Genomic DNA, 16933 nt, shown 5'->3' with positions numbered 1-16933 from the left:
GGGGTGCAACACCTGTCGATCAGCGGCTGGCCGCCGATGCGGGCGCCTGCGCGGCCGACGCACGATCCTGAGGACGCGATGATGCGCCGGACGCCGCAGATGCCGCGGACGACGCCGATCCACCCGCCGCTTCACCGCGCGCAGCTCGTTCCTCGCGCATCTTCTGGAAGAACGCCTTGCGCTCCTCGGGCGACATGCTCGCCACCTTGGCGCGAACTTCGGGTGGCAGGTTGCGCGGCATGCGCGGCCCGCTTGCGTTGTTCTGTACGGCCTGATCGACGTTGCTGACCTTGTCAGCCGCGATGATGGTGACCGGTGCTCCTTCACGCAGACGGTCGATACCGTCGGTCACCACCTGATCACCGGGTTGCAGATCGCCCTGCACGCTCACGCGATCGCCATCGGTCACGCCAACCGTGATCTTGCGCTGGGTGACCGTGTTGTCGGGTTTGACCAGATACACATAGTTGTTCTGCACGGCCGTCGAGGGCACGGTGAGCGAGTCCCTCAGCAGGTTGACCTGCAGCTTCACGTTCACGAACTGGTTGGCGAACAGCCTGTAGTCGGTGTTGTCGAACGAGGCCTTGGCCTTCACCGTGCCGGTGGTCGTGTCGATGGTGTTGTCGAGCGCGTTCATGCGCCCCTTGGCGAGCATCTGCTTTTGCTCGCGGTCCCAGAGTTCCACCGGCAGATCCTGCTTGTCCGCCATGCGCCGCGCGAGCGTGCTCACATGCACTTCGGGCAGCGAGAACACCGCGTCGATGGGACGTATCTGCGAAATGGTCACGATGCCATTGGCATCCGATGGATTCACCACGTTGCCCAGATCGGCCTGGCGCAGGCCGAGCCGACCGGAAATCGGCGCCGTCACGCGGGTGTAGCTGAGTTGCAGCTTCGCCGCGTCGACCTGGGCCTTGCCGGAAGCCACCGTACCCTCGTACTGGCGCACCAGCGCGGCCTGCGTGTCCACCTGCTGGGTGGCAATCGAGTCCTGCGCCTGCAATTCCTTGTAGCGTTGCAGGTCGAGTTGGGCGTTCTTGAGCAGCGCCTGGTCGCGCAGATAGGTTCCCTGCACCTGGTTGAGCGTCGCCTGGAAGCTGCGCGGATCGATCTCGGCGAGCAACTGGCCCGCCTTCACGTCATCACCTTCCTTGAAGTGCAGCTTGATCATCTCGCCCGTCACCTTGGCGCGCACGACGGCGGTCGCGCGGGCGTTCATGGTGCCGATGGCGCTCACCAGCACGCGCATGTCGCGCCGATCCACCACGCCGGCGGACACCGGCTGCGCCTGCGCACCGCCGCCCGCGCCGGGACCCGGGCGTGCTCCGCCACCGCCACCACCGCGAGGGCCTGCGGCCTGTGGCTTCGCTGCCGCAACTCCCGGAGCGGCGTTGCGTTGATACCACCAATAGGCCCCGCCCGCCACAAGTGCCAGAGCCAGCACACCAACGATCACGCCGGTGGTTGAGCGGCCCCGTGAAACGGACCGTGGAAGTCCTCGAAAACTGGCGTGGGATGAGCGAATTCGCATGTGTGCCTTGGATAGGACTGTTTTCGGTCGATCATATCCATCGCCTGTAAACCGTTGGTTAAGCGCCCGCATCCGGTTTGTCATAGGACCGCACGGCGGGATTTGGGGTTGAACCGAGAGGCGACGCCGCGCAAACCCGCATCGATCACGCTCCCGGACAGGATATCTGGCTCAAGACGACTACACTTGCGCCTTCCGGATTCACTTCTTCGACCGCTATGACGTATTGCGTCGCCATCAGGCTCAACGCCGGGCTGGTTTTCCTCTCCGACTCCCGCACCAACGCAGGACTCGACCAGATCAGCTCCTTTCGCAAGATGATGGTCTATGAAAAGACCGCCGACCGCTTCATGGTGCTGCTGTCGGCGGGCAACCTGAGCATCTCGCAATCCGTGCGCGAAATCCTGCAGGTGACCAAGCTGCGCGCGCAAGATGACGAAGAGCCCATCACCATCTGGAACGCCACCAGCATGTTCGACGTGGCCCGTGTACTCGGCTGCGCCGTGCGCCGCGTCTACGAACGCGACGGCGAATCGCTCCAGCGCGCGGGCGTTGATTTCAACGTCTCGATGATCATCGGCGGACAGATCCAGGGCGAAGGCATGCGCCTTTTCCAGGTCTACTCGGCTGGCAACTTCATCGAGGCCACGGCGGAGACGCCGTATTTCCAGGTCGGCGAATCCAAGTACGGCAAACCGGTACTCGACCGCGTGATCACCCCCGAGACACCGCTCGAAGAAGCCGCCAAGTGCGCGCTGGTGTCGATGGACAGCACGCTGAAATCGAATCTCTCGGTGGGGCTGCCGCTCGATCTGGTGGTCTATGAGGTCGACAAATTTTCCTCGGACAAGATCGTCTGCATCGACGAATACAACCCCTATTTCCGCATGGTGCATGAAAGCTGGGGCGAGCGCCTGCGCCAGGTGTTCGACAGCATCGAGGACCCGGCCTGGAACGGCGGCGTCACCGAAGTGCCGATCCTTGCCGAACCTCATCGCAGCCAGCATCTCAAGAAGATCACCAGCCCGACGAAAAGCTGGTCTGACGCGCGCGGCACGCCGCAAGCAACAATAATTCCACAGACAGACAGACGGACAGACAGACCGCCATGCCCAGCAGCCCCGCCCTCGTTTTCTCGCACGGCAACAGCTTCCCGCGCGTACCTACAACGTGCTGCTGAACGACCTGCGCCAGCGCGGTTTCGACGTGTCGGCGGTCGAGCGCTATGGTCACGAGGAGCGCTATCAGGTCACCAACAACTGGCCCCATCTGGTTCAGCAGCTCGCGGACTTTGCCCGCGAGCGGGTCGAGCAAGGCGGCCAGAAGGTCTACCTCGTCGGCCACTCGCTCGGCGGCATCCTGAGCCTCATGGCCGCAGCGCGCCACCCCGAACTGGCCTGCGGCGTGCTCCTGATCGACTCCCCATCATCAGCGGCTGGCGCGCCAGCGCGCTCGATGTGGTCAAACGCGCACAGTTCGTGGGCTCGCTGACCCCCGGCAAGATCAGCCGCGCCCGCCGCAACAGCTGGAACAGCACGGACGAAGCATTCGAACACTTTCGCCACAAAAAAGCCTTCGCGCGCTGGGACGAACGCGTGCTGCGCGACTACGTCCAGCACGGCCTGACCGACCAGGCCGGCAAACGCGTGCTGGCCTTTGACCGCGCAGTGGAAACCGCGATCTACAACACCCTGCCGCACAACCTCGCACCGCTGCTCAAGAAACACCCGCTGCAATGCCCGGCGGCGTTCATCGGCGGACTGGAGTCGGTGGAGATGCGACAGGTCGGCATGGCGCTCACCGAGCGCGTGACCGAGGGCCGAATCATGATGATCGACGGCTCACACCTGTTCCCGATGGAGCAACCGCATGCGACGGCTGCGGCGATCGAGGCTTCGTTGCGGAATCTGGAGGCTGTGAGTCAACGCGGGTAGAAGTGGGCTCTACCCGCGGGTCGACTTTTTGCGGTTTTTAGCTCGTGCTGCGGCGTTTTTTCCCGAGGCCGGGACTGCCCCGGCGGGGCAGTCCCTTTTTGCTTGCGCGCAAAAAGGCACCAAAAACGCGCTTTCAATACCTGCGGCAAAACGCGCTACGCGCTGACGCGCTTCGCTCGAACAATTGCCGCAAGTCAGTTTGAAGAGGAATTTTCGGCACGTCGCTGCGCTCGTGCCTCCTGCATCTCGCGAAGTCGCGAGATGTGCACGAGCGCAGCGACGTGCCGAGCACACCTCCCCGTATTTCCTCTGACTCGCGGTGATTGTCCGAACGGAGCGCGTCAGCGCGCAGTGAGTTTCACCGCGTGACTTCCAAGCGCATTTTTGATTACTTTTTGAGCGCAAGCAAAAAGTGATTGCCCCGCCGGGGGCAGTCCCGGCCCCGGGAAAAAACGCCCCTAAACCGTCAAAAAAAGAGAGGGGGGTTGAACAAAGGGGGAAACCCATCCCCTTACCCTACCCCGCATCAGACCAATTCACCACCCCACTCCAAGCCGTCAGCAAGACAATCACCCCGAACACGATCCGGTAATACGCAAACGGCACAAAGCTGTTGCTGCTGATGTACCTCAGCAACCACCGCACGCACATCCAGGCGCTGATGAACGAGAAGATCAGGCCGACCGCAAACATCGGAATGTCCGCCGTGGAGAGCAGCGCGCGCTCCTTGTAGAGGCTGTACACGCCCGCGCCAATCAGGGTGGGAATGGCCAGGAAAAATGAAAAATCCGTCGCGGCCTTGCGCGAGAGGCCGAGGAACATGCCGCCGATGATGGTTGCGCCGCTGCGGCTGGTGCCGGGGATCATGGCGAGGCATTGCACGAGGCCGACCTTGAGCGCGTCCATCACGGTCATGTCATCGACGGAGTTCACGCGCGGTGCGCCTGCCGCGCCAGCGCTGCGCTTTTCCGCCCACAGAATGATGAAGCCGCCCAGAATGAAGGTCGTCGCCACGACGACCGGGGTGAAAAGATGCGCCTTGATGAATTTTCCAAAGATCAGCGCAAGCACCACGGCCGGCAGGAATCCGACGATCACGTTGAGCGCGAATTTCTGCGCGCGGCGCTGGGTGGGCAGTTCGACGATGGTCGAGCGGATGCGCTCCCAGTAGACGAGGATCACCGCGAAGATTGCTCCGGTCTGGATTGCGATGTCGAACACCTTGGCCTTTTCGCCGTGAAATCCGAGCAGCGCACCCGCAAGAATCAGATGCCCGGTCGAAGAAATGGGAAGAAATTCGGTCAGCCCTTCAACCACGCCCATGATGGCGGCCTTGAGCAGTAAAAGCAGATCCACGTTGATATCCTGAAGTCAGGTCGATGAAGTAATGAAGGGAAGGAATGGCGGAAGAAAGCGTAGATTATGGGCGTTTCGGGCCGGGAGAAATTTCGAGAACCGGCAAAAAACGCCTCGTGCACGAAGCCGACATTTGCAGCACACTGCGGCCAGTGGCCGCAATCGCAGCCTGAAAAAAATTCGCCTCCATGCCTGTACAAACCCCCAAGGCCAACGCCATTACTCCGACGCTCTGGGCGATGCTGCTGGCGCTGACCTCCGGTTTCGCACTCAGCAACGCCTATCGCACGGTCGCGGCGATCCTGGCGGCACCGCTGTCGCACGAACTGGGGCTGTCGCCTCAGGCGCTGGGCATTTTTGCAGCCAGTTTCCATTTCATGTTCGGGGCGATGCAACTGTTCATGGGCATTGCCCTTGATCTCTGGGGCGTGCGCCGCACGGTGCTGCTGGCTTCGCCTCTGACGATTGTCGGCGCCGTGATTTCCGCAACCGCGCCCGGTTACGGCACGCTGCTGCTGGGGCAGGCACTGATCGGCATTGGTTGCTCACCCGCGTTTCTGGCGTGTACGGTGTTCATCTCGCGACATTTTCCGGCGTCCCGTTTTGCGCCGATCTCGGGCATGGCCATGGCGATCGGCACGCTCGGCATGCTGTTCACCGGCACGCCGCTTGCATGGCTGGTGCAAAGCACTTCATGGCGCATGGCATACGTGGTGTTGGCCGTGATGTCGCTGGTGGCCTGGCTGGCGATCTGGAGAGCGGTGCGCGAACCGGTGCAGACCGATCATCAGGCCCACCTTCGCAAGGAAACCGTCAGCGAAGCGGTCGCGCGCTTTGGCTCGCTGTTCCTGATGCCACATACCTGGAGCATCGTGGTGCTGGGCTTCATCACCTACGCCGCGTTCATCAGCCTGCGCGGACTGTGGCTCGGGCCGCTCTTGATCAGCCGGTACGATTTTTCACTGGTGCAAAGCGGCAACGTGGCACTCGTGCTGTCGCTCATGGCGCTGTGCGGTCCGATGGTGTTTGGCCGCATCGACCCCGGGCCGCAGCACCGCCGCCGATGGCTGGTCGTCTGCACACTGATGTTTGCTGCGCTGTTCGCGCTGATCGGATTCGCGCACAACGCATGGACCAACATTGCCGCGGCACTGACCATCGGGTTTCTGTCGGGATTCCTGATCCTGCAATATGCCGACGTGCGCAGCGCCTATCCAGCCGCCCTCACCGGTCGCGCGATGGCGGCGTTCACCATGGCCATGTTTCTTGGCGTCGCGGCGATGCAGTGGTTCACCGGACTGGTCGCATCGCTCGCTCAGGCGCGAGCGCTCGAGCCATTCGGACCCGTGATGTACAGCATTGCCGCGCTGCTCGTCATGGCCGCGCTCGCATTCACGCTGCTGCCCTCACCACCGAAGACCGACGACAAAAACGCGGCGCTTCAAAGGTGACTGGCCCCGGCGCCATCGCCGCGATAAAGCCAGGGCACGTCGAGCAGTCGCTCGCCCAGCAAGCGCAGCGAAACATCGCGCCCAAGGCGCACCAGACCCGTCGCATGAAAGATGCTGCCATTGCGCCGTGATCGCTCCTGCACGCGCGCGTTGCGTTGCCAGCGATTGAGCGCATAACGGCGCAGTCGCAGGTCCACTTCAAGATCATGCATCGACAACGCGCGTTGCAGTTCCGCAGCATCCTCAATCGCCATGCCCGCGCCCTGCGCCAGATAGGGACGCATCGGATGCGCCGCATCCCCGAGCAGCGCGACCAGGCCCTGCGCCATTTCCTGCGGCCCGCGCACCGGAGCCCGATCAGACAACGGCCACAGCCGCCAGCCACCGCTGACCTGCGGCACGGCGCGGATCAGCTCCTGCAGCGGTGCGCAGGTCTGCGACAGCGCGGACTCGAGATCGGCAGCATTGGCACTGTGATCCCATTGATCGAGATCGGCGGGCGACTCGCCATGCCGGATCGCCACCACGTTCATGAGTTCGTCCCGACGCAGCGGATACTGCACCACATGCAGCCCCGGCCCAAGCCACGCAGTGACGTGGCGGGTGCGCATGTGCAGCGGCAGATCAATCTGCCGGATCACCGCCCGATAGGCCAGATGACCTGAGGTACGCGTCGCCACCTCCCCAAGCAAGCGCGCCCGCGTGCCGCTGCGAAGCCCATCGGCACCGACCAGCGCATCGCCTTCGACCACCGTCCCGTCCGCCAGACGCACGGTCACCACGCCATCGCCTTGCTGGTGATGATCCACGCGTTGATCGAGATTCAAATGCACGGCAGGCAAATCCCGCAAAGCATGCAGCAGCAGGCCGTGCAGATCGGCCCGGTGGATCGTTGCATACGCCGCCCCATAGCGCTCGATCACCGAGGCTCCGAGCGGCAACGCCGCCAGTTCCCGCCCCGACACCGCGCTGCGCACCTGCAGCTTCTCCGGAAACGCCGCCACGGCCTGCAGCGCGCGATGCAAGCCCCAGGCCTGGAGCCGGCGCACCACATTCGGCCCGATCTGCACACCCGCCCCAACCTCGGAGAACTCCGGCGCGCGTTCGAACAACCGAACTTCCCACCCGCCCGCTCCGCCGCCAGAGCAGCCGCCAAACCACCGATCCCGCCACCGGCGATCAAAATCTGTTTTTGCATAGGCCGATTGTGATGCGGCGAAGCACCGAGGGGAAATCGACCAGTAAATAGTCGCCTGATTCAGGTCAATGCAGCCCTCCGAGCAGTAGCGAAGCGAGGTGCCGAACACACCTCCCCGCCACTGGGGCAACCAACCAATCACAGAGAAAGGCAGAGGAGCAGCAGGACGATCAGTCCGCCAGCAGTTGCCTCAACACATACGGCAAGATCCCGCCATGCCGGTAGTAGTCAACCTCAATCGGCGTATCAATACGCAATTTCACGGTCACCACCCTGCGCGTCCCGTCAGGGCTGGTGATCACCAGTTGCGCATCGCTTTGCGGCTTCAGATCGGCAGATGGAATCACATCGATGGTTTCATCGCCCTTGAGCCCGAGGGTCTGCCAGCTATCGTTGCCGAGGAACTGCAGCGGCAACACACCCATGCCGACCAGATTCGAGCGGTGAATGCGCTCGAAGCTGCGGGCCACGACGGCCTTGATGCCCAGCAGTTGCGTGCCCTTGGCCGCCCAGTCGCGGCTTGAGCCGGTGCCGTATTCCTCGCCCGCCAGGATCACGGTGGCGCGGCCTTCGGACTGGTACTTCATCGCGGCGTCGTAGATCGCCATCTTGGTCTCGTTGCCGTTCGCGTCACGATAGAGCGTCACGCCACCTTCTTCGCGCGAGCCGTCGGCCAGCGCGGGAATCATCAGATTCTTGATGCGCACGTTGGCGAAAGTGCCGCGCATCATGACCTCGTGATTGCCGCGACGTGAGCCGTAACTGTTGAAATCGGCCTTTTGAACCCCGTTGTCCTTGAGCCAGATACCGGCAGGCGACGACTCCTTGATCGAGCCCGCTGGCGAGATGTGGTCGGTGGTGATCGAGTCGCCGAACAGCGCCATCACGCGGGCGTTGTGCACCGAGTACGGGCTGTCCGCCTGTCCGGCAGGGGCCTTCACATCGAGCGTGAAGCCGTCGAAGAACGGCGGCTCGGCGATGTAGGTGCTGTCGGGCCAGGTATAGGTCGCGCCCGTCACGCCATGGATGTTTTCCCACAGCTTGCCGGGCTCGGTATCGACCTTTTCATAGTTGGAGCGGAACGCCTTGCCGTTCATGGCGAACTTCATGAGCTTGTGCACTTCGTCGCTGGTCGGCCAGATGTCACCCAGATAGACGTCGCGACCGTCCTTGCCCTGGCCCACGGGCTCGGTCATCAGATCCTTGCGCACATTGCCCGCGATGGCATAGGCGACCACCAGCGGGGGCTTGCGAGGAAGTTGGCGCGAATGTTCGGATGGATGCGCGCCTCGAAGTTGCGATTGCCCGAGAGCACGGCCGCGCAGACCAGATCGTTCTGTTGAATCGCCGTGTTGAATTCGGGAAGCAGATCGCCGGCATTGCCGATGCAGGTCGTGCAGCCATAACCGGCAATCGCGAAACCCAGCTTCTCCAGATAGGGCAGCAGGCCGGACTCGGTCAGATACAGCGTGACCAGACGCGAACCCGGAGCCAGCGAGGTCTTCACATGCGGCTCGACGTGCAGACCCGCCTCTACCGCCTTCTTGGCGAGCAGACCAGCAGCGAGCATCACGCTCGGGTTCGAGGTGTTGGTGCAGCTCGTGATGGCGGCAATGAGCACGTCGCCGTTGTGCAGATCGATGTCGCGCCCCTCGATGCGCTCAACGGCCTTGTCGGCCGCCTTGATGCTTGCGGCGGCATCATCGACCGCCGGCTTGTTGGCCACCATTTCCACCGCGTTGAGCGGCGCGCCTGCGGGAATCGGCTTGATGTCCGAGGGCTCGATGGTTGTGCCGTGGCCGTTGATGTGCACCTTCACCGGTCTGTCGAGCTTTTCGAGCGGCAGATTGAAACCATTCTGAGCGGCGGGCGCAGTGAACAGCTCGGTGAATTTGTCCGCGACATGCCCGATCTCGATGCGATCCTGCGGGCGCTTCGGACCTGCAAGACTGGGCGCCACGGTGCCCAGATCCAGCCTCACGACCTGCGAATAGTCGATCTCGCCGGCGAGCGGCACACCGAACAGGCCCTGTGCCTTGAAATAGGCCTCGAAGGCTTCAATCTCGGCCTTGGTACGGCCCGTGCCCTCGAAATAATCCATGGTCTTTTCATCGACCGGGAAGAAACCCATGGTCGCGCCATATTCCGGCGCCATATTGCCGATGGTGGCGCGATCCGGCACCGCGAGGCTGCGCGTGCCCTCGCCAAAGAACTCGACGAACTTGCCGACAACCTTTTCCTTGCGCAGAATTTCGGTGACGGTGAGCACCAGATCGGTCGCCGTCACGCCCTCACGCAGCTTGCCGGTCAGCTCGAAACCGACGACGTCGGGCGTGAGGAAATACACCGGCTGCCCGAGCATGGCGGCTTCCGCCTCGATGCCGCCCACTCCCCAGGCCACGACACCGACGCCGTTGATCATCGTGGTGTGGCTGTCGGTGCCAACCAGCGAATCGGGGTAGTACACGTCCTTGCTGGTCTTGTGCACCCCGCGGGCCAGATATTCCAGGTTCACCTGGTGCACGATGCCGAACCCTGGAGGCACGACGCCGAAGGTATCGAAGGCCTGCATGCCCCATTTCATGAACTGGTAGCGCTCCTTGTTGCGCTGGAACTCCAGCTTCATGTTCAGGTCGAGCGCATTCTTGCTGCCGTAGTAATCGACCATGATCGAGTGGTCCACCACCAGATCGACGGGCACCAGCGGCTCGATGGTCTTGGGCTTCTTGCCCAGCTCGGCGGCGGTAGTGCGCATTGCGGCCAGATCGGCCAACAGCGGCACGCCGGTGAAATCCTGCAGCACCACGCGGGCCACGACGAACGGGATCTCGTCCGTGCGAAAGGCATTGGGCTTCCAGTTGGCAAGCTGCTCCACATGTTCGGGCATCACCTTCTTGCCGTCGCAGTTGCGCAGTACCGACTCGAGCACGATGCGCAGCGACAACGGCAGGCGATTCACGTTGGGAAACTGCCTGGCGAGCGCAGGAAGTGAATAGAACTGGCCCTTCGAGGACTTGCCGGAACCGGCACTGAAGGATTTGAGAGTGGATTCAAAAGCGTGGCGCGGTTCGTGGGTCTTGACCATGTTGTGTAGCTCCGTTTGAAAAACGACGGCTACCATTTTGGCAGTCGCGGAGAGGTTTCGCTATAAGTGACCCACAATCGCCCCTCAAGACGGTCGCCTCTCCAGGCCCCACGCCCTCGGCGATTGGTCGTTGGCTGCACGAAACTCACGCCGATTTCCCGAATGTCCCGCAATTCCCTACAAGGTTCGGGAAAATGGCCATCGCGCGACGCCATCCGCCAATCGAAAGAACTCCGTCAGCGCCCGCACGAAATAAAAATCATGGAACCTCTTGCAGGCCGCGGTGTCATATGCCGCCGCATCGAGGTTTCTCGATATGGCATTCGTTGAAACAACAATGAAAAAGTTAACCGCATTGCCCATATACGGAAGCACTCAGGGGTCAAATCGTTAACGCCTTGCTCCGCGATATTTGCCTGCCTGAAGCCGGGTACGTCGCACCCAAAGGAGCACAGCGGATACCCACAGGCGCACACTTCATTTTGAGCGTGCACAAAAATGGTGCAATGCACACACCATTCAAAAAGACAAAAGTCCGCATTGCGCGGACTTTCGGGTGGAATCATTCGATCAACTGCCAGAACGATTCCGTTTTTGGATCCAGTGGATCAGATGGCGAATTTTTCGCGATCCTGATTTTGAATCCACTTGGGCGCCTTGCCACGGCCGGTCCAAGTTTCACCGGTTTCGGGATTGCGATACTTGGGAGCAACCTTCACGCCGGATGTGGCAGAGGCGCGCGAGCCGCGACCCGTGGGGAACACATCCTGAGCCGTCAGGCCGTACTCGGCCACCAGATTACGTACCTGCGTCACCGCAGTCGAGAGTTCCTGGCGACGCGCTTCACCGATTCGTTTTTCCAGGTCTTCGCGTTGCTTCAGCAGGTCTTTGTAGCTATCTGTCATGGTTGTGCCAATTCCAGTGAATTTAATGAAAGTGACGCGATTATATAAACAAAAAACCCATGCATTCAATATAGAAAGAAATTTCTTTGAAATCTTTACACACTCATGCGCCTCGCTCCAAAGCATTGATCGTCCTTCAATGCGATCCGAATAGCGCCGACAGAGCAGAACGATCAACGATTCAATTGGTTACTAAACTGCGCATTACCCACCAGCTCCAAACGAATGAGCAGGATTGGGGGTTCATTGAATCAATACGGTGCTGAATGCCCTCCGAACCTCATCCTGAGAGACAATTCCGGCAGCATTTCGCTCAATCATTCCGAATTCGAATACACGCTTCATGGCCAATTACTTCATCGGTGACATCCAGGGATGCGACGGCGCATTCGTGCGACTTCTTGAGCACATTGACTTCTCGGCAAGCCGCGACACGCTGTACCTGCTAGGCGACCTCGTCAATCGAGGCCCGAGTTCGGCGGACGTGCTGCGCCGCGCCATGCGATTGGGGGACAGCGTGCGTGCACTGCTCGGCAATCACGATCTGCATTTGCTGGCCGCCGCACATGGCGCGCGCCATCCATCGCGCCGGGATACGTTGAACAGTGTGCTGGAGGCCAAGGACCGCGAAGCGATGCTCGAATGGGTCAGGCAACAGCCGCTGGCGCGTTCATTCTCGGTGGCGGGCGAACAGATGCTCATGATTCACGCGGGCGTGCTGCCGCAATGGACGTTTGAAGACACCCTCGGCCTCGCAGATGAAGTCCAACAAGTTCTGCGAAGCCCCGATCTGCCCGAATTCCTGAATCAGATGTACGGCAATCTGCCCGACCAGTGGAGCGACAATCTGCAAGGCGTCGACCGGCTGCGTGTGATCGTCAACTCACTCACGCGGCTGCGCTTCTGCTCGCCGCAGGGCGTCATGGATTTCGAGAGCACCGAAAGCGCGGCCACCCCGCCGAAGGCCTCATGCCGTGGTTCGATGTACCAGGCCGCAAGAGCGCCAATGTGTTGGTGGCGTTTGGTCATTGGTCGACGCTGGGTCTCGTCAACCGCCCCAACCTGCTGGCCATGGACACCGGATGCGTATGGGGCGGCTGCCTGAGCGCCATGCGCATCGGTGCCACGCTGGCCGACCGTGAGTTGTTCGATGTGAAGTGCGAACAAGCGCAGCAACCTGGCCCCTGATCGTCGGCATCGCGTTCAGGCAGGTGAACGGGGCGCGGGTTTGAGTTTTGCTTCGCGCATGTAAACCTGCGGCGACAAGTCAGGCCCGCGTTCAAACAGGCTCGGCAGAAAACCGTTCACCCGGGTTGATGATCTGGTCACGATATGCGATGAGCGGCAGGTCGCGCTCGCCCTCGCGGGTGCGCAAGACCAGTGCATAGAGCGTGCTGACCGCGCTCGATACCGCCGTTGGGACCGGATCACCCTGCATCAGATGCCCGAGCAGCACGGCGGAAAACACGTCGCCCATGCCATTGGGCAAGGGCTGCAGATCGACGAATGGCGTCTGCACCAGCCACGCGTTGCTGGCGGTGACGGCCAGCGTGGCCAGACTGTCCGTCGGTAGATCGTCGGTGCGCAGGCTCGTGATCACGATGAGCGCCGACTTCGATTCATGCATCTGCAAGAGCATCGCGCGCGCCGCCTTGATGGCGGCTTCGACCGTGGTCAACGGCTCGCCGCCGCTCAACAATTCGAATTCGTAGTGATTGGGTGTGATCACGCTGGCCAGCGACAACGCACGCTTGCGCAAAAACTCCGGAATTCCGGGGCGCACGAAAATCCCGCGCCCCACGTCGCCCATCACAGGATCGCACAGGTAGTGCGCCTTGGGGTGGGATGCGCGCACTTCCTGTACGGCCGTGAGGATGGCCTCGCCGACACCGGCGTCGCCCAGATATCCGGACAGCACGGCCTCGCAACGCGAGAGCACGTCACGCGCGCGCAGGCCGTCGAGCACATCGGAAATATGGGCGGGAGTGAACACCTGCCCCTTGAATTCGCCATAGCCCGTGTGGTTGGAGAACTGCACGGTATGCACCGCGACCGGCTGAATGCCCAGCATCTGCAGGGGCAACATCGCTGCGTCGTTGCCGACGTGGCCATAGGCGACGTGGGACTGGATGGTGAGAACGAGCGGGCGTGGGTCGTGGTGGACATGGCCGGTCGGGGCAATTTATCTACCGCTGCCGCATGAAGGCGGAAGGCGGAAGCGGCATAGGGAAGCAAAATCAATCGGCGAGTTCGGCGATCAGGTCGATCTCGACGCAGGCACCGAGCGGCACCTGCGCGACGCCAAAAGCGCTGCGCGCATGCGATCCTTTTTCGCTTCCGAGAACCTGGGCGAACAATTCGCTCGCGCCGTTCGTGACGAGATGCTGTTCGGTGAAATCTGCGGTGGAGTTCACGAGGCTCATGAGCTTGACGATGCGCTTGATGCGATTCAGATCCCCGGTTGCCGCATGCAGCGTACCCAGCAGATCGACCGCCACGGCGCGGGCCGCGAGCTTGCCTTCGTCGGTCGTGACGTTCCTGCCGAGCTGACCGATCCAGACCGCGCCCTCCTTGCGCGCGATGTGACCGGAGAGGAACACCAGATTTCCGGTCTGCAAGAACGGCACATAGGCCGCAGCGGGCGTGGCCACAGGCGGCAGGGTGATGTTGAGTTCCTTGAGTTTGTCGTAAACGCTCATGTCGGCATCCTTGTGGAAGAAGTTGAGATCCGCGGCGCAAGCTGCATCGGCCTTTTGCGCACGAAAGGCGCATGTTACATAGTCGCGGCAGTGATTTCCATATGGCGGCGCTATTTTTGAGTCGATTTCGGGCCGCGTGTCCGTTGCCAGGAAAAGCGAACGCTGAAACAGGCCCAAGGCGAACGGGTTGGATCAAGGCGCCGCAGAACAAGCCTGCCTAGCATCGCAGGATGAACCGTCGCCCAGCCGAATTCCGCAGCCCCTGGTGGGGTGCGGCCTTGTTGCTCGGCGTGCCGGTGGGAACGGCGCTGCAATTGCAGCAACCGCGCCTGTGGACGATGCACGCCTACCTGTCGGGCCTGCTCATCGCAATCACGCTCGGCGGCCTGCTGCTCTTCATGCGGTGCACGGGCCGCGACCGATGGCGCTGGTCGCTCGCCTTGTGCATGCTGGCAATCGCGGCCCTTGCGACCTTTGCACAGATCGGGCTTCGCAGCGCGCTATTTGCCGGGAATGCGTTGTCACCAGCGCTCGAAGGACGCGATCTGCGCATCGAGGGAACGATCACCGCCATGCCTCAGACGCGTGACAGCGGCGTGCGATTTCGCATGGCCGTGGAGTCTGCAACGCTGGCAGGGCGCGCGGTGCGACTGCCCGCACTGATCGAGCTGAACTGGTATGCACGCGGGCTGTTCGAGGCGCGTGACACACCGCATACAAGCCCGCCTCCCTCGCTGATTGCAGGCCAGCGCTGGTCCATGGACGTGCGACTCAAGGCGCCCCATGGCGCAGCCAACCCGTTCGGTTTCGACTACGAGCTGTGGGTGTGGGAGCAAGGCGTTCAGGCCACGGGCTATGTGCGAGTCGAGTCGGCGCCGCAGCATCTGGGCGAGGGCGGGTTTTATCCGGTCGAGCGCATGCGCCAGCACGTGCGCGACGCCATCCTCGAGCGGCTGGTTCTGCGCGCCTCCGACGAGGGGCGTTCACGGGCCGGCGCGGCCGGTGTGGTTGCCGCGCTTGTCACCGGCGATCAGCGCGCCATCGACCGCAACGACTGGGACATTTTCCGCATCACCGGAGTGGCCCATCTGGTGAGCATCTCGGGGCTGCACATCACCATGTTTGCCTGGCTTGCGGGCAAGCTCATCGGCGCTTTGTGGCGACGATCTCCACGGCTTGCGCTGCGCGTTCCGGCGCAGACCGCGAGCGTCTGCGGCGGCGTGCTGCTTGCCACCGGATACGCATGGTTCAGTGGCTGGGGCGTGCCCGCGCAACGCACGATCTTCATGCTCGCCACCGTTGCCGCGTTGAACCTCGGCGGAAAGCGCTGGCCCTGGCCGCATGTGTGGCTGCTGGCCTGCGCGATGGTGCTGCTGTGGGATCCGTGGGCCATGCTTCAGGCGGGGTTCTGGTTGAGCTTCGTGGCGGTCGGCATTCTGTTTGCAAGCAGCGTGGCCGCGCCCGGCCTCCCGGAAGCCGCCGAATCGCCGGGATGGTTCGCCCGCGTGCGCACCGGCCTTCCTCTGCACGTGAAGGCCCTTGTGCATCAGCAGGCCGTGGTCACCTTCGCCGTGGCACCGCTCACTCTGCTGCTGTTCGGGCAGGTTTCGCTGATCGGGCTCGTCGCGAATCTGTTCGCGATTCCATGGATCACGCTGGCGGTGTTGCCCGTGGCGTTTCTCGGCATCGTCTGGCATCCGCTGTGGAACCTCGCACTCTGGAGCGTGCAATGTCTGGTGGCGGTGCTGCAATGGTGCGCGGCGCTGCCGTATTCGCAACTCTCGCTTGCCGTGGCTCCGGTCTGGGCCGGGGCGCTGGCCGTCTGCGCGGGCATCTGGCTGGCCATGCATCTGCCCTGGCGTGTGCGCATGCTGGCCCTGCCCTGCCTTTTGCCCGCCCTGTGGTGGACGCCAGCCAGACCGCCCGCGGGCCGCGTGGAGTTGCTGGCCATCGATGTCGGACAGGGTCAGTCGGTGCTGGTGCGCACGGCGCATCACAGCCTGCTGTATGACGCGGGCCCGCTGTACTCAGCCGACTCCGACGCGGGCGAGCGCGTGGTCGTTCCGCTGTTGCGTGCGACGGGCGAGCGGCTCGACATGCTGCTGCTCAGCCATCGCGACGCCGATCACACGGGCGGGACCGCAGCCGTGCTCGCCCATCAGCCCCAGGCGGCATTGGTGGCGTCGGTCGAAAGCGATCACCCACTGTGGCACGGCCGACCACCGAGGCCGTGCATTGCGGGCGATCACTGGCAATGGGATGGCGTGCTGTTCGAGGTGCTGCATCCGGAACGCGAGTCCGCGCTGCAATTGTCTGCAAAGCACGCATTACCGCTCAAGTCGAATGCTATGAGCTGCGTGCTTCGCATCAGTGATGCCCACGGCGTCTCGGCGCTGCTCGCGGGCGACATCGAACAGGCGCAGGAGCGCACGCTGCTCGCGCGCGACGTGCTGAGCCCCGTGAGCTACCTGCTGGTGCCGCACCATGGCAGCAAGACATCGTCGAGCACCGTCTTCATCGACGCGCTGAAACCGCAGGTGGCGGTCGTGCAGGCGGGGTATCGCAATCGCTTTGGACATCCGGTTCCCGAGATCATCGAGCGCTACCGCATCAGGCAAAGCAAGGTGTTCTCGACACCGTCCTGCGGAGCGGTTCTGTGGCGTTCCTCAGCGCCTCAAGACGCGGTGTGCGAGCGCGAGCGCGGCCTGCGTTACTGGAAGCATTTGCACACAAGCCCTGACCAATGGCAATAACCTAGGGATTGCGCTGATGGG

General features: G+C 62.5%; 9 protein-coding genes and 4 pseudogenes. 5 read left to right on the top strand and 8 right to left on the bottom strand.

The features are described 5' to 3' along the window. Positions 1 to 19 precede the first annotated feature (19 nt). Positions 20 to 1531 carry an efflux RND transporter periplasmic adaptor subunit gene (locus H9K75_RS18955; RefSeq protein WP_187723788.1) on the bottom strand — a complete coding sequence of 504 codons (1512 nt, stop codon included), beginning with the start codon at positions 1529 to 1531 and terminating at the stop codon, positions 20 to 22. Between the two features lie 218 nt (positions 1532 to 1749). Between H9K75_RS18955 and H9K75_RS18950 the strand changes: the two are divergent. Then, positions 1750 to 2562, top strand: a pseudogene (locus H9K75_RS18950) (peptidase); the annotation flags it as partial. A 77-nt stretch (positions 2563 to 2639) separates the two neighbouring features. Next, positions 2640 to 3465, top strand: a pseudogene (locus H9K75_RS18945) (alpha/beta hydrolase). Positions 3466 to 3981: 516 nt separating this feature from the next. On the opposite strand, the gene H9K75_RS18940 reads toward H9K75_RS18945, so the two are convergent. Continuing rightward, positions 3982 to 4821 carry an undecaprenyl-diphosphate phosphatase gene (locus H9K75_RS18940; RefSeq protein WP_187723787.1) on the bottom strand — a complete coding sequence of 280 codons (840 nt, stop codon included), beginning with the start codon at positions 4819 to 4821 and terminating at the stop codon, positions 3982 to 3984. Positions 4822 to 5009: 188 nt separating this feature from the next. On the opposite strand from H9K75_RS18940, the gene H9K75_RS18935 reads away from it, so the two are divergent. Beyond that, complete coding sequence (locus H9K75_RS18935) at positions 5010 to 6272, top strand: MFS transporter (protein ID WP_187723786.1); 1263 nt, start codon at positions 5010 to 5012, stop codon at positions 6270 to 6272. Here H9K75_RS18935 and H9K75_RS18930 read toward each other — a convergent pair. The 4 genes and pseudogenes from H9K75_RS18930 to H9K75_RS18920 all read right to left on the bottom strand — a co-directional run bounded on the left by H9K75_RS18930 (position 6263) and on the right by H9K75_RS18920 (position 11460). Beyond that, positions 6263 to 7470: pseudogene (locus tag H9K75_RS18930) on the bottom strand (FAD-dependent monooxygenase). The gene H9K75_RS18935 and the pseudogene H9K75_RS18930 sit on opposite strands and share 10 nt — an antisense overlap. 170 nt (positions 7471 to 7640) lie before the next feature. Next, positions 7641 to 8708 (bottom strand): hypothetical protein, encoded by a 1068-nt coding sequence (locus tag H9K75_RS25635; protein ID WP_404826364.1) that lies wholly within the window; start codon positions 8706 to 8708, stop codon positions 7641 to 7643. Then, entirely contained in the window at positions 8666 to 10555 is a 1890-nt protein-coding gene (gene acnA / locus H9K75_RS25630; RefSeq protein WP_404826363.1) for an aconitate hydratase, read from the bottom strand. The genes H9K75_RS25635 and acnA overlap by 43 nt, the downstream gene beginning before the upstream one ends. A gap of 608 nt (positions 10556 to 11163) precedes the next feature. After that, positions 11164 to 11460, bottom strand: coding sequence for an H-NS histone family protein (locus H9K75_RS18920; protein ID WP_187726112.1), 297 nt, complete (start codon positions 11458 to 11460; stop codon positions 11164 to 11166). 343 nt (positions 11461 to 11803) lie between these two features. Between H9K75_RS18920 and H9K75_RS18915 the strand changes: the two are divergent. Then, a pseudogene (locus H9K75_RS18915) lies at positions 11804 to 12648 on the top strand (symmetrical bis(5'-nucleosyl)-tetraphosphatase). 91 nt (positions 12649 to 12739) lie between these two features. Here the strand turns inward: H9K75_RS18915 and pdxY are convergent. After that, positions 12740 to 13546: a pyridoxal kinase gene (gene pdxY, locus H9K75_RS18910; RefSeq protein WP_264293862.1), complete on the bottom strand. Its 807-nt coding sequence runs from the start codon at positions 13544 to 13546 to the stop codon at positions 12740 to 12742. A 151-nt stretch (positions 13547 to 13697) separates the two neighbouring features. Further along, positions 13698 to 14159: a RidA family protein gene (locus tag H9K75_RS18905; RefSeq protein WP_187723785.1), complete on the bottom strand. Its 462-nt coding sequence runs from the start codon at positions 14157 to 14159 to the stop codon at positions 13698 to 13700. Positions 14160 to 14389: 230 nt separating this feature from the next. Here H9K75_RS18905 and H9K75_RS18900 point away from each other — a divergent pair, with 230 nt between their 5' ends. After that, complete coding sequence (locus H9K75_RS18900; RefSeq protein ID WP_187723784.1) at positions 14390 to 16912, top strand: DNA internalization-related competence protein ComEC/Rec2; 2523 nt, start codon at positions 14390 to 14392, stop codon at positions 16910 to 16912. Positions 16913 to 16933 lie beyond the last annotated feature (21 nt).

This window comes from Diaphorobacter aerolatus (genome assembly GCF_014489535.1).
GTDB classification, from domain to species: domain Bacteria; phylum Pseudomonadota; class Gammaproteobacteria; order Burkholderiales; family Burkholderiaceae_C; genus Diaphorobacter_A; species Diaphorobacter_A aerolatus.
This window is presented reverse-complemented; position numbering and strand designations above follow the sequence as displayed.

Coding starts and splice junctions, on each gene's coding strand:
- H9K75_RS18920 (WP_187726112.1), bottom strand. CDS start 11,460: ATGACAGATAGCTACAAAGACCTGCTGAAGCAACGCGAAGACCTGGAA.
- acnA (WP_404826363.1), bottom strand. CDS start 10,555: ATGGTCAAGACCCACGAACCGCGCCACGCTTTTGAATCCACTCTCAAA.
- H9K75_RS18955 (WP_187723788.1), bottom strand. CDS start 1,531: ATGCGAATTCGCTCATCCCACGCCAGTTTTCGAGGACTTCCACGGTCC.
- H9K75_RS18905 (WP_187723785.1), bottom strand. CDS start 14,159: ATGAGCGTTTACGACAAACTCAAGGAACTCAACATCACCCTGCCGCCT.
- H9K75_RS18935 (WP_187723786.1), top strand. CDS start 5,010: ATGCCTGTACAAACCCCCAAGGCCAACGCCATTACTCCGACGCTCTGG.
- pdxY (WP_264293862.1), bottom strand. CDS start 13,546: ATGTTGCCCCTGCAGATGCTGGGCATTCAGCCGGTCGCGGTGCATACC.
- H9K75_RS18900 (WP_187723784.1), top strand. CDS start 14,390: ATGAACCGTCGCCCAGCCGAATTCCGCAGCCCCTGGTGGGGTGCGGCC.